The organism is Ensifer oleiphilus, assembly GCF_013371465.1.
GTDB classification, from domain to species: Bacteria; Pseudomonadota; Alphaproteobacteria; order Rhizobiales; family Rhizobiaceae; genus Ensifer; species Ensifer oleiphilus.
The window spans coordinates 991,702-1,013,166 of record NZ_JABWDU010000001.1; the positions used below are offsets into that span (position 1 = coordinate 991,702).

Annotated in this window: 23 protein-coding genes; 10 read left to right on the forward strand and 13 right to left on the reverse strand. The window is 61.7% G+C overall.

What is annotated here, in order from left to right; translation table 11 throughout:
• Nucleotides 1-55: 55 nt before the first annotated feature.
• Nucleotides 56-1,012: a homocysteine S-methyltransferase family protein gene (locus HT585_RS04780; protein ID WP_176351835.1), complete on the reverse strand. Its 957-nt coding sequence runs from the start codon at nt 1,010-1,012 to the stop codon at nt 56-58.
• 239 nt (nt 1,013-1,251) lie between these two features.
• Here HT585_RS04780 and HT585_RS04785 point away from each other — a divergent pair, with 239 nt between their 5' ends.
• Entirely contained in the window at nt 1,252-1,869 is a 618-nt protein-coding gene (locus tag HT585_RS04785; RefSeq protein WP_176351836.1) for a TetR/AcrR family transcriptional regulator, read from the forward strand.
• 3 nt (nt 1,870-1,872) lie between these two features.
• Here HT585_RS04785 and HT585_RS04790 read toward each other — a convergent pair whose 3' ends face one another.
• The 5 genes from HT585_RS04790 to gstA all read right to left on the reverse strand — a co-directional run bounded on the left by HT585_RS04790 (nt 1,873) and on the right by gstA (nt 5,936).
• Entirely contained in the window at nt 1,873-2,400 is a 528-nt protein-coding gene (locus HT585_RS04790; protein ID WP_176351837.1) for a DUF1697 domain-containing protein, read from the reverse strand.
• Between the two features lie 10 nt (nt 2,401-2,410).
• Nucleotides 2,411-4,525 carry a S9 family peptidase gene (locus tag HT585_RS04795; RefSeq protein WP_176351838.1) on the reverse strand — a complete coding sequence of 705 codons (2,115 nt, stop codon included), beginning with the start codon at nt 4,523-4,525 and terminating at the stop codon, nt 2,411-2,413.
• A 181-nt stretch (nt 4,526-4,706) separates the two neighbouring features.
• Nucleotides 4,707-4,919: a tautomerase family protein gene (locus HT585_RS04800; RefSeq protein ID WP_176351839.1), complete on the reverse strand. Its 213-nt coding sequence runs from the start codon at nt 4,917-4,919 to the stop codon at nt 4,707-4,709.
• 10 nt (nt 4,920-4,929) lie between these two features.
• Nucleotides 4,930-5,325 (reverse strand): nuclear transport factor 2 family protein, encoded by a 396-nt coding sequence (locus HT585_RS04805; RefSeq protein ID WP_176351840.1) that lies wholly within the window; start codon nt 5,323-5,325, stop codon nt 4,930-4,932.
• A complete protein-coding gene (gene gstA, locus HT585_RS04810; protein WP_176351841.1) occupies nt 5,322-5,936 on the reverse strand; it encodes a glutathione transferase GstA in 615 nt (204 codons plus the stop codon). Before gstA ends, HT585_RS04805 begins: the two co-directional genes overlap by 4 nt.
• A gap of 201 nt (nt 5,937-6,137) precedes the next feature.
• On the opposite strand from gstA, the gene HT585_RS04815 reads away from it, so the two are divergent.
• Nucleotides 6,138-6,473: a winged helix-turn-helix transcriptional regulator gene (locus HT585_RS04815; RefSeq protein WP_246707567.1), complete on the forward strand. Its 336-nt coding sequence runs from the start codon at nt 6,138-6,140 to the stop codon at nt 6,471-6,473.
• Nucleotides 6,474-6,498: 25 nt separating this feature from the next.
• Here the strand turns inward: HT585_RS04815 and HT585_RS04820 are convergent, their stop codons facing one another.
• On the reverse strand, nt 6,499-7,419 hold the full coding sequence (locus HT585_RS04820; protein WP_176351843.1) for a LysR family transcriptional regulator: 921 nt from the start codon (nt 7,417-7,419) through the stop codon (nt 6,499-6,501).
• 150 nt (nt 7,420-7,569) lie between these two features.
• On the opposite strand from HT585_RS04820, the gene HT585_RS04825 reads away from it, so the two are divergent.
• Nucleotides 7,570-7,842 carry a DUF2798 domain-containing protein gene (locus tag HT585_RS04825; RefSeq protein WP_176351844.1) on the forward strand — a complete coding sequence of 91 codons (273 nt, stop codon included), beginning with the start codon at nt 7,570-7,572 and terminating at the stop codon, nt 7,840-7,842.
• 253 nt (nt 7,843-8,095) lie between these two features.
• Nucleotides 8,096-8,857, forward strand: a complete 762-nt coding sequence (locus HT585_RS04830; protein ID WP_246707568.1) for a class I SAM-dependent methyltransferase — start codon at nt 8,096-8,098, stop codon at nt 8,855-8,857.
• Between the two features lie 62 nt (nt 8,858-8,919).
• Here HT585_RS04830 and HT585_RS04835 read toward each other — a convergent pair whose 3' ends face one another.
• Nucleotides 8,920-11,079 carry a right-handed parallel beta-helix repeat-containing protein gene (locus tag HT585_RS04835; protein WP_176351845.1) on the reverse strand — a complete coding sequence of 720 codons (2,160 nt, stop codon included), beginning with the start codon at nt 11,077-11,079 and terminating at the stop codon, nt 8,920-8,922.
• A gap of 321 nt (nt 11,080-11,400) precedes the next feature.
• Nucleotides 11,401-12,288 carry a VOC family protein gene (locus HT585_RS04840; RefSeq protein ID WP_176351846.1) on the reverse strand — a complete coding sequence of 296 codons (888 nt, stop codon included), beginning with the start codon at nt 12,286-12,288 and terminating at the stop codon, nt 11,401-11,403.
• A gap of 308 nt (nt 12,289-12,596) precedes the next feature.
• Here HT585_RS04840 and HT585_RS04845 point away from each other — a divergent pair, with 308 nt between their 5' ends.
• Both HT585_RS04845 and HT585_RS04850 read left to right on the forward strand, forming a co-directional pair.
• Nucleotides 12,597-13,019 (forward strand): universal stress protein, encoded by a 423-nt coding sequence (locus tag HT585_RS04845; protein WP_176351847.1) that lies wholly within the window; start codon nt 12,597-12,599, stop codon nt 13,017-13,019.
• Between the two features lie 65 nt (nt 13,020-13,084).
• Nucleotides 13,085-13,429: a TraR/DksA family transcriptional regulator gene (locus tag HT585_RS04850; protein WP_176351848.1), complete on the forward strand. Its 345-nt coding sequence runs from the start codon at nt 13,085-13,087 to the stop codon at nt 13,427-13,429.
• Between the two features lie 75 nt (nt 13,430-13,504).
• Here HT585_RS04850 and HT585_RS04855 read toward each other — a convergent pair whose 3' ends face one another.
• Entirely contained in the window at nt 13,505-13,975 is a 471-nt protein-coding gene (locus tag HT585_RS04855; RefSeq protein WP_176351849.1) for a GNAT family N-acetyltransferase, read from the reverse strand.
• Between the two features lie 240 nt (nt 13,976-14,215).
• On the opposite strand from HT585_RS04855, the gene trhA reads away from it, so the two are divergent.
• Nucleotides 14,216-14,878, forward strand: a complete 663-nt coding sequence (gene trhA, locus HT585_RS04860) for a PAQR family membrane homeostasis protein TrhA (protein ID WP_176351850.1) — start codon at nt 14,216-14,218, stop codon at nt 14,876-14,878.
• A 119-nt stretch (nt 14,879-14,997) separates the two neighbouring features.
• Here trhA and HT585_RS04865 read toward each other — a convergent pair whose 3' ends face one another.
• From HT585_RS04865 to HT585_RS04875, 3 genes are all read right to left on the reverse strand, one after another.
• Nucleotides 14,998-15,522 carry a hypothetical protein gene (locus HT585_RS04865; protein ID WP_176351851.1) on the reverse strand — a complete coding sequence of 175 codons (525 nt, stop codon included), beginning with the start codon at nt 15,520-15,522 and terminating at the stop codon, nt 14,998-15,000.
• 115 nt (nt 15,523-15,637) lie between these two features.
• The gene (gene msrB, locus HT585_RS04870; RefSeq protein WP_176351852.1) at nt 15,638-16,045 is read right to left on the reverse strand and encodes a peptide-methionine (R)-S-oxide reductase MsrB; all 408 of its coding nucleotides are present in this window, start codon (nt 16,043-16,045) and stop codon (nt 15,638-15,640) included.
• 148 nt (nt 16,046-16,193) lie between these two features.
• Nucleotides 16,194-17,816, reverse strand: a complete 1,623-nt coding sequence (locus tag HT585_RS04875) for an EAL domain-containing protein (protein ID WP_176351853.1) — start codon at nt 17,814-17,816, stop codon at nt 16,194-16,196.
• Nucleotides 17,817-18,311: 495 nt separating this feature from the next.
• Between HT585_RS04875 and HT585_RS04880 the strand changes: the two genes are divergently transcribed.
• From HT585_RS04880 to HT585_RS04890, 3 genes are read left to right on the forward strand one after another with little or no spacing between them, the layout of a single operon-like run.
• On the forward strand, nt 18,312-20,672 hold the full coding sequence (locus HT585_RS04880) for a putative monovalent cation/H+ antiporter subunit A (RefSeq protein WP_176351854.1): 2,361 nt from the start codon (nt 18,312-18,314) through the stop codon (nt 20,670-20,672).
• Nucleotides 20,669-21,088, forward strand: a complete 420-nt coding sequence (locus HT585_RS04885; protein ID WP_176351855.1) for a Na(+)/H(+) antiporter subunit B — start codon at nt 20,669-20,671, stop codon at nt 21,086-21,088. Before HT585_RS04880 ends, HT585_RS04885 begins: the two co-directional genes overlap by 4 nt.
• A complete protein-coding gene (locus HT585_RS04890; protein ID WP_176351856.1) occupies nt 21,088-21,465 on the forward strand; it encodes a Na+/H+ antiporter subunit C in 378 nt (125 codons plus the stop codon). The genes HT585_RS04885 and HT585_RS04890 overlap by 1 nt, the downstream gene beginning before the upstream one ends.

A 21,465-nucleotide genomic window follows, 5' to 3' on the forward strand; every position in this document is an offset into this window, starting at 1 on the left:
CCCTCCCGCGAGAGGTCTTTCGCGGGAGGGCCGGGAGGGCGAGTGCCGCTTCGTCTCAGGCGCTCAGCGCCGTTGGCGAAAGGCAGGCCTCGCAAATCGCCGCGATATGGCGATGGTCGGTGCCGCAGCAGCCGCCAAGAACGCGCAGCCGCGGCAAACGATGCGTCAGCGTCCGATACCGCTGTCCGAGTTCGACAGGATCGCCCGCATCGAGCGTCTCGCTTTCGTCGAGCTCGCTGTGGCTCTTCGCCGACGCATTGGCACGGATGCCGCCGATCCTGTGGACCCAGGCGCTGCCGGTATCCAGGCTGGCCTCGAAATGATCCGGATGGGCGCAGTTGATCATGTAGTATTGCGGAAACCGGCCGGTTGCCGCGTCGACGATCTCGATCGCATCCTTGAGCGTGCGGCCGTTCGGCAGCCGCCCGTCTGTCTCAACCGTGAACGAGATGGCGCAGGGCATGCCGTGGCTCTGCGCCGAGCGGGCGATGCCGATCGCCTCGTCGATGTTGGTAATCGTGTAGGCTGAGATCATGTCGGCATCGCTGACGGCAAAGGCAGCGACCTGTGCGGCATGATAGTCCTCGGCCTCATCAGGGCTCATCCGGCCCGCTTTGTAGCCGTCACCGCGCGGCCCAATCGCGCCGCTGAGCACGATCGGTGCCTGCGGTCGTTCGTATTCGGCACGCAGTTCCGTCAGCAGGTAGACCGCATCCTGGTTCAGTTCGGCGAGCGCCCCGGCATCGTAGCCAAGCTTTGAGCCCCAGTCGGCACTCGCCCGCCACGTTGCGGTGTCGAGCACGAAGCCGGTGCCGTGGTGCTGCGCGATGTCGAGATAGCGCGTGTAGTAGTTCAGCAGCCGCCGTCGTCCCTCGGACGTCGACAGCAGGACGAAGGAGGCAAAGTGCGGAAGCGCGACGCCTTCGTGAAAGATCAGCGTCGTTTCCATGCCGCCGTCGCTGAGAAAGGTTCCACCCTTCATGAGCGGCAGGCTGCGTCGGTATTTGGCCATGTCGGTCTCCACCCGTTTTGGTCTCGTTGGATCCCGGCGGAGCGCTCCCATTCCCGCAAGGATGGTTAAATTTCTGCCTGTTTATCATCTTCTAAACTAGGCGACTTAAGGTATACTATTGCTAATATACATAAATATCTCAGTAAAATCATTGTGTTAACGGTAGGGTTTTGCCGCGGCATTACTCGCTGGTCTTGGGTTCGTTGGCGAAAACTGTACCGATGGTAGGGAAACGGCTAATGCGAAAGGGTGAGGAAACACGCGCCAAGATCCTCGACGCAGCCGAAATCTCGGTGTTGGCGAAGGGCTTTGCCGCGACCTCGATCGATGAGCTGATCGCTGAAACCGGTATCACCAAGAGTGGCTTCTTCTATCATTTTCGCGACAAGAACGAGCTGGCGAAGGCGCTGCTCGAACGCTACGTCGAGAACGACGAGCGGATCTACGACGAGATCTTCAGCCGGGCGCGCGAGCTTGCGGATGATCCGCTTCAGGCGTTCCTGCTCGGCCTCAAGCTCCTGTCGGAGCTGCTCTCCGATCTTCCGAACGGTCACCCCGGCTGCCTGGTCGCGGTCATATGCAGCCACGAACGGGCCTTCGATCGCGATATCCAGGAGATCAACCGGCAGGCGGCGCTGATGTGGCGTCGCCGTTTCGGCGCGATGTTCCGCGATATCATGCAGGTCTACCGGCCACGCGAGCCGCTGGATGTCGACCAACTCGCCGACATGGTCTCGACGGTGATCGAGGGTGGCATCATCCTGTCAAAGGCGTTGAAGGAGCCGAAGAACCTGCCCGCTCAGCTGCTGGTCTTCCGCACCTTCATCCGGCTGCTGTTCCAGCCGGCAGCCTCCTGAGCATCAGGCCTTATCGGCTTCCATCGCCTGCGCCAGTTCGGCGAGCTTGCGAACGGTGTTGAGGTTGCGCGCCGTCCCCGGCTTCAGCGCCGGCAGCTTCATCTTCGACCGCCCGGAACCGTTGGGATAGTGCACGTAAATCTCGTGTCCGGCGATCCGGACCTCCTCGCCGTCGGGCGCGACGAGGTTGTCGAGAGCATCCGCTGCCGCTGCATTCGGCAGGAAGACAACATGCAAGAGGTTGGTCTTGGCATCGGGGAAGGGGGCGTTCTCGGCAATTGCGTGCAACTGCCCGGCATTGCGCACCATCACGCCCGGCGCCTTGCCGAGTTTTTCGCCAAGCGCCGCATCCAGCTTTGCCGCCACCTCCGGCGCCGACAAGTCCGAGCGGAACAGCACGTTTCCGCTCTGAATATAGGTCTTCACGTCGCCGAAGCCGAGTTCCTCGCAGAGCGCTCGGAGATCGGCCATCGCCAGCTTGCCGGTCCCGCCGACATTGATGGCGCGAAGGAGGGCGACGTGAACGGGCATCGGCCTCTCCTTAGCCTTGCATCCTGCCGGCGACCTTGATGGCAAAGGCATATTCGAAGGCGATCTCTTCCAGCCGCTGGAAGCGTCCGGAGGCGCCGCCGTGACCGGCGTCCATGTTGGTTTTCATCAGGATCGGCGCGGTGCCGGTGGTCTTTTCGCGCAGGCGCGCCACCCATTTCGCCGGCTCCCAATAGGTCACGCGCGGGTCGGTGAGCCCGCCGAGCGCCAGGATCGCCGGGTAGGATTTTGCCTCGACATTATCGTAGGGCGAGTAGCCGGCGATGATGTCGTAGAATTCGCGGCTTTCGATCGGGTTGCCCCATTCCGGCCATTCCGGCGGGGTCAGCGGCAGGGTGTCGTCGAGCATGGTGTTCAGCACGTCGACGAAGGGGACGGCCGCGATGATACCGGTGAATTTCTCCGGCGCCATGTTGGCGATGGCGCCCATCAGCATGCCGCCGGCCGAGCCGCCCTCGGCGACGATGTTTGCGTAGGACGTGAACTTCTCCTGATTCAGATAGTCAGCGGCGGCGATGAAGTCCTTGAAGGTGTTGGTCTTTTTGGCCATCTTGCCGTCTTCGTACCAGGAGAAGCCCCGGTCCTTGCCGCCGCGGACATGGGCGATGGCATAGACGAAGCCGCGGTCCGCAAGCGACAGGCAATTGGTGTTGAAGCCGGCTGGAATGGTGATGCCATAGGCGCCGTAACCATAGAGCAGGCACGGTGCCGAGCCGTCGAGCGGCGTATCCTTGCGGTAGAGCAGCGTCACCGGCACCTTCGTTCCGTCCCAGGAGGGCGCAAACACCCGGCGGGTGACATAGTCGTCGGGATTGTGCCCGGACGGCACTTCCTGGGTCTTGAGCAGCGTGCGCTCGCGCGTCGCCATGTCGTAGTCGAATAGCTGCGACGGCGTCGTCATCGACGAATAGGAAAAGCGGATGACGTCGGTGTCGTATTCGGCAGCGCCCGAAAGTCCGAGCGAATAGGCCTCCTCGGCAAAGGCTATCGCGTGCTCCTCACCGGTCTTGCGGTCACGGACGACGATCTCGGGCAGTCCCTCGCGGCGCTGCAGCCAGACGAGATGGCGCGCATAGGCCATGTGGCTGAGGATCAGCGTGCCGGGCTTATTTGACACGAGCTCGCGCCAGTTCTCCTTGCCCGGCGCATTCACCGGCGCTTCCATGATCTTGAAATCCTTGGCGCCGTCGGCGTTGGTCAGGATGTAGAAGACGTCGCCGCCTTCGGTCATCTCGTATTCGAGGCCGGTGACACGCTCGGCGACCAGTTTCGGCTCGGCCGTGAGATCCTTGGTCGAGAGCAGCCGGTACTCGCTGGTCTCGTGATCGTGGATGTCGATGTAGATGAAATCGTCGAGAAGCGAGCCGCCGACCGACATGAAGAAGCCCGGATCCTTCTCCTCATAGACAAGCCGGTCGTCGGCCTGCGCCGTGCCCACCACATGGTGAAAGATCTTCGACGGGCGGTGGTTGTCGTCGAGTACGGTGTAGAAGAAACTCTTACCGTCAGGTGCCCAGGCGCCGCCGCCGCCGGTGTTTTCGATCACATCGGCAAGATCCTCGCCGGTCGTGAGGTCGCGCACCTTCAGCGTGAAATATTCCGACCCCTTGTCGTCATAGCCCCAAAGGCCGCGGCCGTGGTCGCTCGAATGGTCGAGGCCGGCGAGGCGGAAATAGGACTTGCCCTCGGCTTCCTTGTCGCCGTCGAGCAGCACCTGCCTGATGGTCTCGTCCTTGCCGTTGGCGTCGCGCGGAATGCGGAAGTAGCGCGGCTGCTCGCCGCCGGTGACGTAAAGGCTGCCATAGGCAAAGGGGCCGTCTTTTACCGGCACCGAGCTGTCGTCTTCCTTGATGCGGCCGCGCATTTCGGCAAACAGCGTCTTCTGCAACGCCTTCGTGTCGTCCATCGCCGCATTCATGTAGGCGTTTTCTGCCTCCAGGTGCGTGCGGATTTCCGGGGCGAGGATCGAGGGATCCTTGAACATCGCCTGCCAGTTGTCGTCCCGCAGCCAGGCGTAGTCGTCGGTGCGGGTGATGCCGTGGCGCGTATCGGTCACCGGCTTTTTCGCGGCGACGGGAGCTTCGGGCAGGTTCTTGAAAACGGACAAGGCATGTCTCCGGGATTTAGGCGGCGGGAGACAATGAGATAGAGAGCCCGGCTGCGGCGATCAAGCGGAAAGGTTTTTGCTGTCAGCAAGCGCCTTCTCCTCACAGGTGAGGAGAAGGCAGTGCGGGCGACACGGCAAGCTTTCGATCGTTCGCGGGGCTGGCCGTGGCGTCTGAGGAACGCTAGCTCTTCGCTTTCAGTTGTTTGCGATATTCCTCCACCGGCAGGCCGCCGACGCCCCAGTCTTCGAAGGCGACCTCGTCGATGACGACGAAGGTGGTGGCCGGGTTCTTGTCGAGCACGGTGACGAGCAGGTCGGTGACGCCCTTGATGAGGGCTGCCTTCTGTTCCGGGGTTGCGCCTTCGCGGGTGATCTTGATGTTCACATAGGGCATTGCTGGCTCCTTAGCCTGGTTGTCGAATGTCGTAGTGGAAGACCTTGGCAATGATCTGCCAACGCCCGTCGACGAAGATCAGCGACAGGAAATCGGTAAACGCCTTCTCGCCGATGGCGCATTGTACCTTGGCAAAGGCTGTCACCGGCCCGGCGAATTCGATCGAGACGATCCTGTCGGCGCGCTGTTCGCCGCGGCTCGCCGGGGAAGGACGTTTGTCGACGATAGGAAAGTACGTGTTCATGTCGAGTTCGAGCAGGGTGCCCTCGGTCGCCGTGGCGTAGTGGGCTTTCGGGTGAAACACCTCGCGCAGCATCGCCGTGTCGCTGTGGTAAAGTCCGTCGAAATAACGCCCGAGCACATCGATGACGGCGGCAAAGCGGGCATCGTCGTGAGTGCCGCTCATGCCGCGATCAACCCTTCTGCCTTCATCGCCGCCTGCACCGCCGGGCGCTGGCCCACCCGCTGCATATAGGCGGTCAGATGGGGAAAGGCGCTGAGCGGAATTCCGGTGACACTGGTCCAGTTGACGACGGTGAAGAGATAGGCGTCGGCAACGGAGAAGGTCTCTCCGAGCACATGGGCGCGGCCATCGGACAACAGCAATTCGACGTTGCCGAGCCGCTTGGTGACCTGTGCCGCGGCGGCTTCCTTGGCATCGGCGCTCGCCGTCTTGCTGAACAGCGGTGAGAACGCCTTGTGCAGTTCGGAAGCGATGAAGTTCAGCTGCTCCTGCAGTCGCGTGCGTTCAAGGGTGCCGTTGGCGGGCGCCAGTCCTGCCTTCGGAAAGCGGTCAGCGATGTACTGCACGACGGCCGCACCCTCCGTGACCACATCGCCGGTTTCCAGCACCAGCGCCGGCACATAGCCCTTAGGATTGATCGCCTTGAAATCGGCGCCACTTTCGGTGAGGTGCGTGGCGGTGTCGACCTTGACGATCTCGAAGTCGACGCCGGCTTCGCGCAGGCTGATATGGGGCGAGAGCGAGCAGGCGCCGGGAGCGTAATAAAGCTTCATGGTCAAATTCCTTTTGCAATGGTGGTCTCTGTCGAAGACGGCGGAACCTAACCTCAAGCGATAACTTTTGTATATCAGATAACTTTATGTTACCGACGTTTCCGGTTTCCCCACGGTAACTGGAGAATTTTGCCCATGAGCTTGAAAATTCGAAAGAATAGGGCTGTCGCCCTACCGCCGGCCTGCCCGGTAGGCGAGTGCATGGTGATGCTCGGCGGCGCCTGGGCGCCCAACATCATCTGGTATCTGAGCGGCGGCCCGCGTCGCTTCAGCGAGCTGAAGATCGATATCCCCGGGATATCGGCGAAGGTGCTGAGCACGCGCCTGAAGGACATGGAGGAGAAGGGCGCGATCGAACGGCGGATCATGCCGACATCGCCGCCGTCGGTCGAATACCGGCTGAGCGAGCTTGGGCAGGAATTCGTACCCGCAATCCACGCGATCGTCGAGGTCGGCTACAAGCTCAAGCTCCGCCGCGAAGCAAAGCTCGCCGAGGACGCCGCCGTGCAGAGCGCCGAGCACGCCGTGCCCGCCTGACGCCGGGCTGCCGGCATCGTCACGGCTACCACCGGCCCTTGAGCGACTGCACCGCATGCTCGATGAAGGCGCGAACCTTTGGTGTCTCCGCCTGTCGGTCGACAAAGCAGGCGTAGAAGTCGAACGGCTCGTGGTCAGTGTTGGCAACACCTTCGCAAGGTGCGCCGCCGAACAGCGGCACAAGCAAGCCGCGGGCGATCAGGTCCGTCGCGATGAAGGCGCCAAGCCGCGTGATGCCGGCACCGGCGATCGCCATTTCGGCCAGCGTGTCGATATCGTTGCTGACGATCGTTGTCTTCAGATCGGGCTCGAAGCGCAGTCCGTCCCGTACGAAGCCCCAGCGAAAGATCCGCCCGTGCCCGGCATAGCGGTAGACGAGGCAATGATGTTGGATCAGGTCTTCCGGCCTCTCGGGCCGACCGTGCCGCTCGATGTAGGAGGGGGAGGCACAGATGACCATCGGCACCGAGGCAAGCTTGCGGGCAATCAGCCCCGGCTCCAGCTGCAGGCCGAAGCGCACGCTGATGTCGATGCCTTCGCCGATGTGGTCAATTTCGCGATCGGTGACCACGAGTTCGATCGAGACCTCGGGATGCCGCTCGGCAAAAGATGGCACGAGCGGCGCCACCACGTGACGGCCGAAGGCGACTGAGGACGCGATCTTCAGTGATCCCCGCGGCTCCGCATTCAGCGATGCTACCGCAACGGCTGCAAGCTCGAGATCGTGAACGACGCCGCGCACCCGGTCGAAATAGACCCGGCCGCTCTCCGTCAGGCCCAATTGCCGTGTCGTGCGGCTGAGCAGCCGCGTGCCGAGCGCCCGCTCAAGCCGGGCGATGTTCTGGCTCGCCGAGGCAGGTGTAATGCCGAGCTTGCGCGCCGCCGCGGCGATGCTGCCTTCCTCGACGCTCCGGACGAAACTCTCGACGCCGCGCAATGTATCCATAATGACATCCATCGAATGCGTTCTTTCATTCGATGGTTTTGCCTAATTCTGAACAAGGCTGCAATGGTCTACCTGCGCGCGTTACCATCCGTATAGTGCCGGCCATACCGCACGGATGTTCCTTGCGGACAAGCTACGGAGATCTTCGTCATGGAAGATAAGATACCCCCGCTGCGGGTCGCGCGGAGCCGCAAATTGCCGCCCCGTGCGGTGCCGATCGCCTTTGCCTTCTTCATGTCGGCGATCATGGCGTTCCTGATGTGCTGCGTCATCGTCGGCGTCAACACCGGCTTCGATACCGGCTACCCCGCCCGTGTCCTTAGCACCTATGTGTTGGCGATGCCGGTGGCCTTCCTTTGCGTGCTGACGATCCGACCCTTGGTCTTGAAGCTCGTCGGTGCCGTTTGCCGCATGCCCGGTTGAGTTTTCGGGCCCGTCCCGGTGATCCGGGACGGCCGTTGCATGAACGGCGTCGAGGGCTGGGTCTATGGCAAGTTCATCCGGCCGGCCCGTTTCAGACCGTTCTCGCCCCCAAACATGTCTGCGCCGTTGATGCGATGCACGATGTCGGTCCGCATCACAAAAGCGATCGACGTTGCAATTACACGACACCGCGTTGGAGCAAGCTGCTGTATAGGATAGGCGTTTCGCTTTATTCAGCAGTTTGGACGAATGCATGTTGAACAATACTTATGGCAAGCTTGCCTCTCATGTTTATAATTTAGACAAATATATTGGGAAATCCTTCGGCGACGTCGAGTACTATCGCGAACGCTTGCAAGGCTGTTCCGGCCCGATATTGGAACCGGCCGTCGGCAACGGTCGTGCGCTGATCCCCTTGCTTGAAGCCGGCCTTGACGTCAGAGGTTTCGATGCCTCGCAAGACATGCTCGACTATTGCCGGGCGCATTGTGCCGAACGCGCGCTGACACCCGCTTTATCACAGCAGACTTTCGATGCGTTTTCTTACGAGGAGCGCTTCGAGGCGATTGTCGTACCTGCCGGCTCCATGCAACTGATCGCCGACCATGCCACCGCGACCGCGATCCTCAAACGCTTTCTCGATCATCTCCGACCGGGTGGCCGCCTGATCTTCGATCTGTATCCGCACGATCTTTTCGCCGACAACCAGCCGACGATCCGCAGCTGGCAGACCGAGGCGGGCGATCTGCTGACCTTGACCAGCCAGCGGGTCAAGGCCGACCTCATCGCCCAGACGACGGTCTCGCATCTGCGCTACGAACTCTGGTGCGAGGGCCGGCTGGCGTCGAGCGAACTCGAATTCTTCACCATGCGCTGGTGGGGGATCGAGGAAATGGCGCTCACCTTGCGTGCCGCCGGATATATCGATCTCGTCATTTCCGGGGACTACGACTTCGGTCGTGCGCCGAAGGATGGCGACGAGGTTGTCACCTTCGAGTGCCGTCGGCCGCTATAGGGGGCGCAGCCTTCATTCAGGCGAGAGGCCACGCCCCCGAGATCGAGGGCGTGGCTGTTTTGTTAGCGGCAACGGCTGGTGGCGTTGCGCTGATCGAGCGGTGAACCGTTGACGGTCAAGACCGAGCTGGCCGGCTGGGTGATCGATCCGGCCGTCCAACCGTTGTCGAGCAGGCAATCCTTCGGCGTGTTGGTCACCGTGACGTTGCCCTTGAGGTTTTCGGCAGGACCCGAGAAGTAGAGTCCGGCCTTGCCTGCCTTGTCGACCGTCATGTTGTTGAGCACGATATTGCTCACCGGGCCGCCCAGGAACTCGTAGTCGCTGCCATAGATGTAGGCGCCATAGGTGCCGGCATTGGTCACGCTCACGTCCTGCAGCGAGATACCCGAAACCGGGTTGAAGAAGATGCCGGCGTTGCGCGTGCCGTCGATCTTCAGACCCTTGACGTTGACGTTGGTAGTGGTCGCATCGAGGTTCGGGCTGGAGATCAGCATCAGGCCGTTGATGCCACCGGCGAGCCGCATGTCGTTGATCGACACATTCGACGTGCCCTGCAGCACCACCAGGTCCATGTCGCGGTCCTGCTTGGAGTTGTCGATCGTCACACGGTCGAGCTTGATGTCCTTGCCGGCGACGAGCAGCACGCCTTCGCGACGGGAATTGCTGATGGTGACGTTTTCAAGCGCGATATCCGTCGTGCCGGTGATGAGCTCGTATTCGGTGCGGTTGAGCTTCTTGAACTCGCCGCCGGCAAACACCCCATAGGTGACCTTGTCGATCGTCGTGTCGCGCACGGTGACGTTCTTGCTGCCGACCGCGCTTACGGCCGCGTACGGCGCCTTGTTGGGATTATAGACCGAGAACTCGCAGGACGTGTTGTTCTCGCAGATGTAGAGATCGTGGATACGGCTGTTTTGAACCACCGCGCCGTTGACGCGGGCGAAGCGAATGCCGTCATGATTGGTGGCGGAGATGTCTACATTGTCGATCGTCACGTTCGCCGCATCGGTTGCCGCGATGCCGGCAAGGCCGCCGCGGATCGACAGCGAGGCGATGCTGCTGCCGGATGCCATGGTGACGACGTCCTGTGCGGGGTTGTAGCCGGTCAGCGTCGTCGCAGCACCCTGGTTGGTGAAGGACGTAGTGGCGCCGCTTCTGGCGCCGCGCACCGCGATGGATCCGCCGCCGCCGACGAGCGCCTGGCCGGAGCCGAGCGACAGCGACTGGTTGAGGCCGAGATTGCCGTCGGCAAGGATGAGCGCATCAGCACCGGCCGTGCCGATGAGAGCGTTGATCGCGGCTGCGTCGCCGTTGGCCGAGGAGATGTTGACGACCTTGCCGGTGTTGCGGCCGTTGACGACGAACTGTGCCGCTTCGACATCGCCGGTCGCACCGGCATGGGTGCGGATGTTGGCTGACCGCTCGACGCGCTGCACCATCGGATCGAAGGCATCGCCTGCCTTGGCCGTGGCCCCGAACGGGATCCGCAGGCGCGCCATGACGGCGCCCTTGAGCTTGTCCTCGTTGTCATAGGTCCCGGTGACGCCGAGCGAGACGGTGGAACCTTCGGAAAGACCGGGCAGGTCGGCGAAGGTCAGTTCCGCGCGCAACTTGGCGCCGAACATGTCGCCGAGGTTCTTGCCGCCATACCAGTACGTGCCGCCGAAAACCTTCAGCTGCACGTCGGATCCTTCGTCGAAGACCGGAAGACGTCCGCCGATCTCGGCGTCGAGCCCGCGTCGGCCGCGCTCCTTGCCTTCCTGGAAGACGAGCACATGGTCACGAACATAGGCCGCGTTGAAGGCGCTCAACGTCTTGGCGCCTGATATCGGCAGATAGAGGTTGCTGCGCATCTCGAGGTCGCCGCTGAGCGCTTCGAGACCCAATGAGACCTGGTTGAATGAATTGCCGTGCTCGCTCTTCAGATAGTCGTAATAACCATACGCCCCGATGACCCACTGGTCGTTGGCGCGGAAGCGGTAACCCGCGCCGATGGAGCCTTGCCGAACCTTGTCGTTTTCTATCGTCCCGCGTGTATCGATGAAAATGGCATTGCCGGAGTCGAGCACGAAGGGTAGGAAGAATCCGCCGCTGGCAGCCGAGCCGCCGCTGAAGAACCCGCCTTCGATTTCAGCCTGTGGCCGGAAGTCCACGGCAAGGGCCGGGGACGAAAGCATCGTGCCGCTTGCGAGAGCAAGCGCTAAAATAGTGTTGTTTTTCATATTATTAACTCCGCATACACCGGGCGTTGGTGCGCCCTTGGCGATGCGGTTAAATTATACGACTGTTTTACTCAAGTTTATTGAGCGACTATCCAAGGTCTTTCCAGCGGCGTGATGACGCAGGCTGTGGCAGCACGTCGGATGCACAATCATGGCGGTAGTTCGGGAAATCGTCCCGGGGCCGCGTCCGTTCATTTTCAAAGGGGCATCATAGGCCGGAAGACCCTGCCTGTCAGTCGGACGGGCAGGGTTTGCGTTCTTATCCCTGGTGCTCGATCTTGCCTGCGACCTTGATGGCGGCGTTGGAGGAAGAAAGCGGCCTCAGGCTGCGAGCTTGAGCCCGATCCCCCAGGGATCGACGACGCTGTAGGTGGTGCCGTTTCTGCTCACCGAAATGCCCATCTCGTCGAGCTTGCCGAGGGCTGCGGCGAGCTCTGCCGGATTCTTGTACTGGATCGTGTAGTCGGAGAGGCCAGTCATGTTGGCCTGGCGTTTCGGCGCACCGCGCGAGTTCCAGATGTTGGCGGCGACATGGTGGTGATATTTGCCCGAGCCGAAGAAGCTTGCGCCCGGATAGCGCGCCATCAGCCCTAGCCCCAACACGTCGCGGAAAAACGCATCGGCCTCGGGAATATCCGATACCTGCAGATGGATGTGTCCGATGCCGGTGCCATCGGCAAGGCCGCTCCAGTCGTCCTTCGGCGCCTCGTCATAAAGCGCCTGCAGGTTGAGCGGCAGCGTATCCATGCCGACCGTTCCATCGGTCTTGAAGTTCCACTCGATCCGCGGCCGGTCACGATAGACCTCGATGCCGTTGCCTTCCGGGTCGGCGAGATAGATTGCTTCACTGACCAGATGGTCGGAGGCGCCTTGCAGGCGGACATTGTTGTGGGCGGCGTGGGCGAGCCAACGGCCAAGCTCCTGACGGTTGGGAACGAGGAAGGCGGTATGAAAGAGGCCCGGTGCGTTGCGCGGCGCCTTTGCGGCATTGCCGGCCGTGGTGAGCGTCAGTAACGGGCGGCGTCCGACACCCAGCGTCTCGCCGCTGGCGCTCGTTTCAAGTGGCTTCAGCCCCATGATGCGTTGATACCATTGCGACACCATCGGCAGGTCCGTGACCACCAGGTGCGAATGCTCGACATGTGCGGGCATCGCCAATGCATGATCGGCTGCGATATCGACAAGCGGTGCGTTCTGGCTGGGCGTCATATCTTGCTTCCTCGGGCGTCGAAACTGGAGGCCCTGCCGGATCCTCAGTTTCGTTGAAACTGCGGGGTGAATATGGGCCGAACTTGGCGTTCACGAAAGACTGTCAGTTGCTTGATGTTGTGTTCGCTGAGCGTTGACAGTGGCCGTTATCGCCCTAGCTCAATTGTGTAGGGCAATGCGATCGCCGCGCTTTCGATTTGATTTCAATCAATGCCGCAAGAGCCTTCTGGGCTCAGTCTCGAAGGCGAGGGATTTGCGCCCGCGTTTCGGCGCCGGCGGTCCGGGTAGGCAACGTAAAGGAGTGCAGCATGTACAAGAAGATCATCGTCCCTATTGCCATGGATCAGCTGGAACATGGCGAGTCCGTGCTTGGCGTCGCCGAAAAGCTGATCGATGAAGGGGGCGAGATTGTCCTGCTCAATGTTGTCGAGGATCTGAACGCCTATGCCCAGGGTTACATGATCGTCGATTTCCCGCTGGAGATGGTCGAGGAATCGCGCAAGCACGCGACAAAGACACTGGAGGCGTTGAAAGCCAAGCACGGGATCAACGGACGCATTGAAATCCGCACCGGCGGCGCCGCCGGCACGATCAACGCGCTCGCCAAGGAAGAAAACGCCGACCTCGTGATCATCGCCTCGCACCGGCCGGGCCTCATCGATTATTTCATCGGGTCGACGGCCAGCCGGGTCGTCAGCCATTGCCCCTGCGCCGTTCTCGTCGACCGGTGAGCCGCCAACAAACAAGAACAGGAGCGTGGCGCGCCTGAAGTGCCACGACTTCAAGGAGTCATCTGATGGACAAGCTTGCGCTTGACGACTTTCGTGAACGGTTGACCAGCCGCAAACGTGAACTCTATGGCCGGTTGGTGAAGATCGAGCATGATCTCGATGAGCCGATGAACGCCGACGTGCCCGATCGGGTAACAGAACGGGAGAACGACGAGGTGCTGGAGGGTCTTGGCCTTGCCGGCCAGGAGGAGATCCGTGGGATCGACGCGGCCCTCGACCGCATCGCGTCCGGCACCTTCGGGACCTGCGTGCGTTGCGGTCTGCCGATATCTTCTGAACGGCTGGATGCCGTGCCGCATACGCCGCTCTGTCAGGAATGCGCGGCCGAGGTTTCAGCCGGGGCAAAGTAAGGTGCCGCCCAGTTCAACGATTGGCTCTTCTACGATTGGCATGCTTTGCGCCCGGGAACTGTCTTGTCTTGCGCGTCAACGCGGCGGGACGTTCGCCAGACCCAGCTTCAATCTCGGCAGGAACCGCCCAGGGATGACCGTCGAGGCGACAGTGCCGTCATCGACGGCGCCCAGGCGTCGATAGAAATCGGCGGCACCGGGATCGGCATCGATCGTCATGACCTTCGCTCCCTTGCTCAGGGCGGTCTGCACGCTCCAGCCAAAGAGCCTCCGGCCGATGCCGCCACCCAACGCGTCCGGATCGACAAACAGCTTGTCGAGTTCGGCAGCGTCGCCGTGGTACATCACCTGGGCGACGCCCACGATCTTGCCACCGTCAACGGCAACCTGGATATCCGATTGCTGCCAGTCGACCGCCGTTACCGTCAAGGCAGGCCGGCAAGCTGCCATGAACGCCTCGTCGTAGCCCCAGACCGCCTTGGAGCGAAGGCAAAGCCGCGTGAGGATTTCGGCCTCGGCCAGTTCTGGCGTGCGTAGCACCGTCATAAACACTCCTCCCCATGGACGCTTGGTTACCCGTATTCCTCGCCAATGTGGTTGCTGCCCGTGCTGCGGACAAGGGAGGCCGTGTTCGCAAACACATCATGTCACTGTTGTAATGCGTTGCAAAAGTTGATGCTTTCGTCATCGCGGAGCCCTTTGCCGCGGCGTCTGGCTGTGGCAGGATGAGGCCTATCAGCAAGACGACCGCCGCCTGAGGGCGAGAGAAGGTCGGAGGTGGGGTACGTGGAATTCGCCGGCGTCAAGTGGAACTATGATCGATCGGAACTGATCGCCGATGGTATCGTGCATGGCGTTGGTCTTGCCGCGGCCCTTGTCGGCGTCACCGCTCTGATCTTTTACGCGATGCTCTGGAGTTCGACCGGCCAGCTTGCCGCGGCTGCTATTTACGGTGCCGGGCTGCTGGCGACGTTGTCCATATCGTTCCTCTACAATCTCTACCCGGTTTCGCGCACCAAATGGTTTCTGCGCCGTTTCGACCACTCGTCGATCTTCGTGCTGATCGCCGCGACCTATACGCCCTTCCTGCAGCGCGGCTGGGACGATCCGTTTCTGTTTGCCATGCTGATCGGCATCTGGGCGATTGCCGCGCTCGGCGTGGGGATCAAGTGCCTCTTTCCCGGTCGGTTCGACCGGTTGGCGATCCTGCTTTATCTCGCCATGGGTTGGAGCGGTGTCCTTGCAGTGGGGCCGCTGTTGTCGGCGTTGTCGTCGACAACGCTGGTGCTGATCCTCATCGGCGGCATCATCTATTCCGCCGGCGTGATCTTCCATGTCTGGGAGAAGCTGCGTTTCCAGAATGCCATCTGGCATGCTTTTGTCGTCACCGGTGCCGCGGTGCACTATTCGGCCGTCATCAACTGTCTGACCGGCACGGCGATGTCCTGATCCAGTTCAGCGAGAGCTCTTCCAGGAAAAATAAGACGCGGCATTCCGTCAGGAAATGCGTAAAGACAAGGAGATAGAGCCTCTCCGTTTTGGTCGGAAACGGTCGCCATTGGCGCGGCTCAGTTCGGCGCGGCCACGGGTGCTGCCGCCACCGGCGTCTGCTGACAGCCTTCCGAGGGGCGCAAGGCCTCCGCCATCCGCGAGATGACACCATCGAAGCTGGTCAGCCGGCTCTTGCGGTACTGAAGGCGAAAATAGGCGGCGCTGCCGTCGCAGAGCGCAATGGCGCGTGTGTAAAATACCTCTTCGCCGCGCACGCCGGAAAAACTTGCCCAGGCTGCGGTGACGCGCGAGTAGGAAATCCGCCACTGGTCTTCCCGTTCGCTCGCCATCCGGTCGTTGACGTCGATCTCGAAATCGCCATCGACAAGCTCGCTGCCGAAAACGGCAAGCGTGGCGCCGTTGTCGTTGGCATGAAAGCTGACGCCGTCGCCGTTGTCGGTGTCACCTTGTGGTTCGAAACCTGGCGGAATGTCGAGGATATAGCCGAAACGCGGATTGGCGTAGGCATGCCAGTCATTGTCGGCAGCGGCCGGGAAGGCAGCCGGGAAGAGAAGAACGAATGCAGCCAGAATGCGACGCATGCGGACCTCCTCCCGACTTGTTTCGACGGCCTGAATATTAAATAGCACATCCGTGCATGAAGCGCTGTTTCTATCGGAACAGCGGCAAGGCTAAAACCGCAGCCTTCCGTTTGCGTCAATCCTCGGTAAACGTCATTGCGTGGCCGTTCAGGCAGTAACGCAAGCCGGTGGGCGGCGGGCCGTCGGGGAAGACGTGACCGAGATGGGCGTCACAGTCCGCACAGCGGATTTCGGTGCGCACCATGAAATGTGAGCGGTCCTCGATCTCGCGGATGGCCTCATCGTCGATCGCGGCGAAATAGCTCGGCCAGCCGCAGCCGGAATCAAACTTGCTGTCGGAGCGAAACAGCGCCCGGCCGCAGCAGACGCATTCATAGGTTCCCTCCTTCTTGTTGGCGAGGAAGGGACCGGTGAAGGCGCGCTCGGTGCCGTGCTCACGGGTGATGCGGTATTGTTCGGGCGACAGTTGCGCGCGCCACTCCGCATCGGTCTTGATCACTTTCGGCGCCCTTGCGTCTCTCATCGAAGATCTCCCTGTTATTTTTCGACGACTATATAGGATCGCCGACGGCGCGCCGCAAATCACGCTCGCGTGCCGGGAGGTGGCCATTGGGCAGGGATGCGTCTGACAACCGAACTGCAACTCGATCAGATGTGATCCGGATGCGGTCTCAATCACCGCCGACGGCCGGTGGAGCCATGCTGAAGTCTCGCCGGATCACGGCCGGGCCGGCACCGTGAACGCGTTTGCTTTCGTTGTAGAACGCGATGAACTCTTGCGCGGGCAAGGCTTTGGAATAAAGCCAGCCTTGGCCGTAGTGCACGCCGCGTTCGAGCAGATAATCCGCCTGCTCCTGTCGTTCGATACCTTCGGCGACGATGTAGAGGTTCAGCGATTTGGCGATATCGATGATATGAGGGGTAACGGCGCTCGTGGCCGAGACGAGCCCGACGGTATCGATAAATGACTTGTCGATCTTCAATGCGTCGAGCGGCAGGTCCTGGAGGTATTGCAGGCTGGAATAGCCGGTGCCGAAATCGTCGATCGCGACGGAATGGCCAAGCCGGCGGGCTTCCTCGATCGTTGCCCGGGCGGATTTGACGTCCATGAAGCCGCGTTCGGTGGCTTCGAGCCAGATCTGTTCGGTCAGCACGCCGGAGCTTGCAAGTGCGTCCTGGATGACGGGCAGGACACGCCCGGACTTGATGTCTTCGGCCGACAGATTGATGGCGATGTGCAGCGAGCGGTCCGCGAGGAGGACTGGCCCGAGGTCCCGGATCACACCGTCAATAACCTGATCGGTGATCGCCTGGATCAGGCCGCTTTCCTCCGCGAGCGGGATAAAGGTATCGGGCCTGACCAGCGAGCCGTCGGGCCTGCGCCAGCGCACAAGCGCTTCCGCACCAACGCAGATGCCGGTCTTCATCTCGATGAGTGGCTGGTAGTGAACGATGAATTCTCGGCGCTGGACGGCGATCGAGAGTTCGCCGAGCGGTGACAGGCGCCGCCGCGACAGCCAGAAAACGAGGCCAACCATCAATGCTGCAACAATCGCGCCCAGCGGCAGGAGCAGCAGCCGTTCGCGGCCGAGATCGTTCAGCAGCGATGCTCGCGACGATGTTGCTATGGCAATCCAGTTGGAGCTGTTCGATTTGGCAAACAGATCATCCCCGTCGGCGTCGGCGCCGGTCTGCGGATGCGCGATCAGTCGCTTGATCAGTGCAGGGTCCGGATTGTTCAACCCGCTGACGAGGATGCCGGCCTCATTGGCGATCGCAAGGCGGGTATCCGGGGAGATGAGCACGTCGACGAGCCGAGCGGGATCAGTCAGGACGCTGTAGGATCGGTAACGAAATCCGAGCATCGTCTGGCCGTTGCTGATCGTCGGGTGAACGCGCGCCGCCACGCCGATACCGCTGGCCGTGGTGAAGTCGACTTGCTGGCGGGCGATCGTCGTTTCCGGTTTGCCCCAGGAGGTGCACTTCAGCTGGTCGTTCTCGAAATAGCCGATGTCCTCGATAGAGCGCGTGGTGACGACAAGTGTGCGCATCGCCGAGATATGCTCCTGCGAGCAGGGCGCGAATGCGAAACCGTCGGCGGTCTTGAGTGCTGTCGTCGCTTCACCGAACGCCGCATCGGCGCGCTTGATCGCATACTCGGCGAGGCCGGTAAGGCGGGCCTCCTCCCTGCTGGTGGCGACCGACCAGGAGAGATAGAACGCGGCGGCGATCGGCAGGATCGCGCCCAGCGCCGCGAGCACACTGGTCACCGCCACAATGTAGGACCGTTCCAAGCCAGACCTCGTGAGCTCGAGAGAAGCGCTGTGCAATTCGTTGCGTTAATCAATCAGCGATAGCGACCGATCTAGACCAAGACGTGCACGCCAGGAAGCAGGAAGTATGGCCTTGGCCCCCGAACAAGGCCGCACGTGACGATCTCTCAAATGCGCACGCCAGAGGTGTCGGCCGTTGCATCACGATGAAATACCAGATGCGGTCCATGTCTTGCGACCGATACCGCCGGACGTTGCCAACAACACGTTAATCGTGGTCGGCGGCGATGACCGGTACCGTACAGGTGCCTTGCCAGGCGTCGGATGGTTTTGCCCTGGCGAGCGACCGCGGCCACAAATCTCGCAAGGAAAACGGAGGTTTCCCGGGCCTTTGCCGGACTTAACGGCGCATAACGTCGATTTTACCCGAATAAGGCTTGAGGCGCGTGTACCCATCTTTTATGTCGGGTATTCGTTTGATCCGACAATCAAATCGCAAAGGAGCGCGCCCGGACGATGGATGTTGCCGCCCTGACATTGCTGGCCTTATCGCTTCCGTTCGTCGGTGCGCTTGTTGCGCCGCTGCTCACCCGCCTGCTTGGACACAACGCCGCCTGGATTCTCGCGCTTTTTCCGGCGGCGATCGTCCTGCACTTCATGCGCTTTTGGCCTGAAGTCTCGCGTGGCGAGATCGTGACCGGTGGCTATGAATGGATCCCCTCGTTCAATGTCAGCTTCTCCTGGCTGATCGATGGCCTGTCCCTGACCTTCGTCTTGCTGATCGCCGGGATCGGCACGCTGATCGTGCTCTACTCCGGCGGCTACCTGAAGCGGCATCCGCAGCAAGGTCGGTTCTTCTCCTTCATCCTGATGTTCATGGGATCGATGCTCGGGCTCGTCGTGTCCGACAGCTTTCTGATGCTCTTCGTTTTCTGGGAACTGACCTCGATTACCTCCTTCCTGCTGATCGGTTTCGACCATTCGCGAGAGGCCGCCCGGCGTGCCGCCCTGCAGGCGCTTGTGGTTACCGGGGGCGGTGGGCTGTTTCTGCTCGCAGGCCTGCTGGTCATCTGGAATGTCACCGGCGTCACCCAGCTTTCGCTGTTGATGTCCTTCGGTCCGGAGATGCGCGCGAGCCCCTTCTATCTCGCGGCCCTGCTGCTGGTGCTCGGCGGCGCGTTCACCAAGTCCGCCCAGTTTCCCTTCCATTTCTGGTTGCCCAACGCGATGGAGGCGCCGACGCCCGTCTCGGCCTACCTGCACTCCGCGACCATGGTGAAGGCCGGCGTGTACCTGCTGATGCGCCTCAACCCGGTCCTCGGCGGAACGCCGGAATGGCAGCTGTTGCTACCGCTTTTCGGCAGTGCCACGCTCGTCATCGGCGCAGTTCTCGCCTGCCGCCAGACCGATCTGAAGCTGATGCTCGCCTACACGACCATGGCATCCCTTGGTCTGCTCGTGATGCTGACCGGGCTCGGCTTCCCGCATGCGATCGAGGCGGCGGCGCTCTATCTGGTGGCGCATTCGCTGTTCAAGGGCGCGCTGTTCATGGTCGCCGGCATCATCGACCATGAAACCGGGACCCGCGACGTCACCAAGCTCGGCGGACTGCGCTCCGCTATGCCGCTGACATTCGTGATCGCACTCGCCGCAGCGTTTTCCATGGGCGGCCTGCCGCCGTTTTTCGGTTTCCTCGCCAAGGAGGAGATCTACTACGCGCTGCCTAGTCTTGACAGGCGCGCGATGGTTTTCGCAGCACTCGCCATCCTCGGCAACGGGTTGATGTTTGCCGTCGCGTTTGCCGTCGCGCTCAAGCCTTTCATCGGAGCGAAGATCGAAACGCCGAAGTCAGCGCATGAGGCGCCGCTGCTCCTCTGGCTCGGGCCGGCACTCCTCGCCGCAAAGGGACTGTCGGCTGCGCTGTTGTCCAACCTCACCCACCAGTTGGTGTCGTCGCCGATGGCGACGGCGATTGCCGGCGAGCCCAGGCAGATCACGATCTCGGCGATCCCCCATATCGGTATGCCGCTGGCTTTGTCCTGCGTCACCATTGCTCTCGGCGTGATCTTTTATCTCAACCTTGCCCGCCTGCGCGCCTTCATCGCCACCATTCTCAGTGATATCGGCTGGGGACCGGATCTTGGGTTCGACCAGTTCATGCGCGGGCTTGTACGCTTTTCCGTCGCGCTGACCCGCCGGCTGCAATCCGGTCGGCTCGACGTCTATATGACGGCGACATTCGTGCTGGTCGCCGCCGTGCTGCTGGGCGCACCGCTCTATTACGGCGAACTGCCGCGCGCACCGTTCTTCGCCGCTGATGTACCGGTGCACGAGCTTGCGATCATGGCGATTGCCGTCATCGGCCTTTTCGCCGTCGTGCTCGCTTCCGACCGGCTGACCGCGATCGTCTCGCTCGGTATTCAGGGCTTTGCCGTCGCCGTCATCTTCCTGCTCTATGGTGCGCCGGACCTCGCCTTTACCCAGTTCATGATCGAGACCCTGTCGGTCGTCGTGCTGGCACTGGTGATGACGCGACTGAGGCTCTCACCCTCCGACCACCGGCCGCTCGCGCAGACGGTGCCGGATCTTACAATCGCGCTCGCCTGCGGCATCGGCTTCGGGCTGATGCTCTTGAAAGTGACCGGCGTGCCCTTCGACGCCACGTTGACCGACTTCTTCAATCTCTATTCGAAGACGGTCGCGCATGGCGCCAATGTCGTCAACGTCATCATCGTCGACTTCCGCGGCACGGACACGCTCGGCGAAATCGCCGTCGTCATGGTGACCGGTCTCGCCATCCTGTCCTTGGTTCGCCTCAGGGCGGGCGCGTTGCGACGGATCGCCGACAATGACCCGGATGCGGAGGAACGCGCATGAGATCGGTGATCTTCCGGACCGTCGCACCGTTTCTGACCAGCCTGATGGTGCTGTTTTCGATCTTCGTGCTGCTGCGCGGCCACAACGAGCCGGGCGGCGGCTTTATCGGCGGACTGATCGCCGTGTCGGCATTGGCGGTCTACGGTATCGCCTGCGGCGTCGAGACCGTGCGTCGAGCGATCTACTTCCACCCGATGGCGATCGCCGGTGCGGGGTTGTTTGCGGCCACTATCGCCGGATTGATCTCGATCGCAGCCCGCGTTCCCTTCATGACCGGGCTTTGGATCTATCCCTCCTTGCTCGGCGTGGAAGTGCCGCTATCGACAGTGATGCTGTTTGATTGCGGCGTCTATCTCGTCGTCGTCGGAGCCATCAGTTCGATCGCCCTGTCGCTCGAAGAGCGGGGAGGCGAATGATGGAGGCTTGGTTTGCGCTGCTGGTCGGCACCTTCTTCACCGTCGCCATCTATCTGCTTCTGTCGAAGTTCATCATTCGCGTCCTGCTGGGCGTGGCGATCCTCGGCAATGGCGTCAACCTTTTGATCTTTACCGGCGGCCGGCTGACGCGCGGCGTGCCGCCCGTCATTGAGGAGGGCGCCGATGCGCTCGCTGGACCGGCGGCGAATGCGCTGCCGCAGGCTCTCATCCTGACGGCGATCGTCATTTCGTTCTCCTTCTTCGCTTTTCTGCTGGTTTTGGCCTGGCGCGCCTACGAGGACCTTTCGACCGACAATACCGACGAGATGCGCGTCGCCGAGCCGGAAGAAGAGCCGGCTCCGCCGCTTGGATACTGA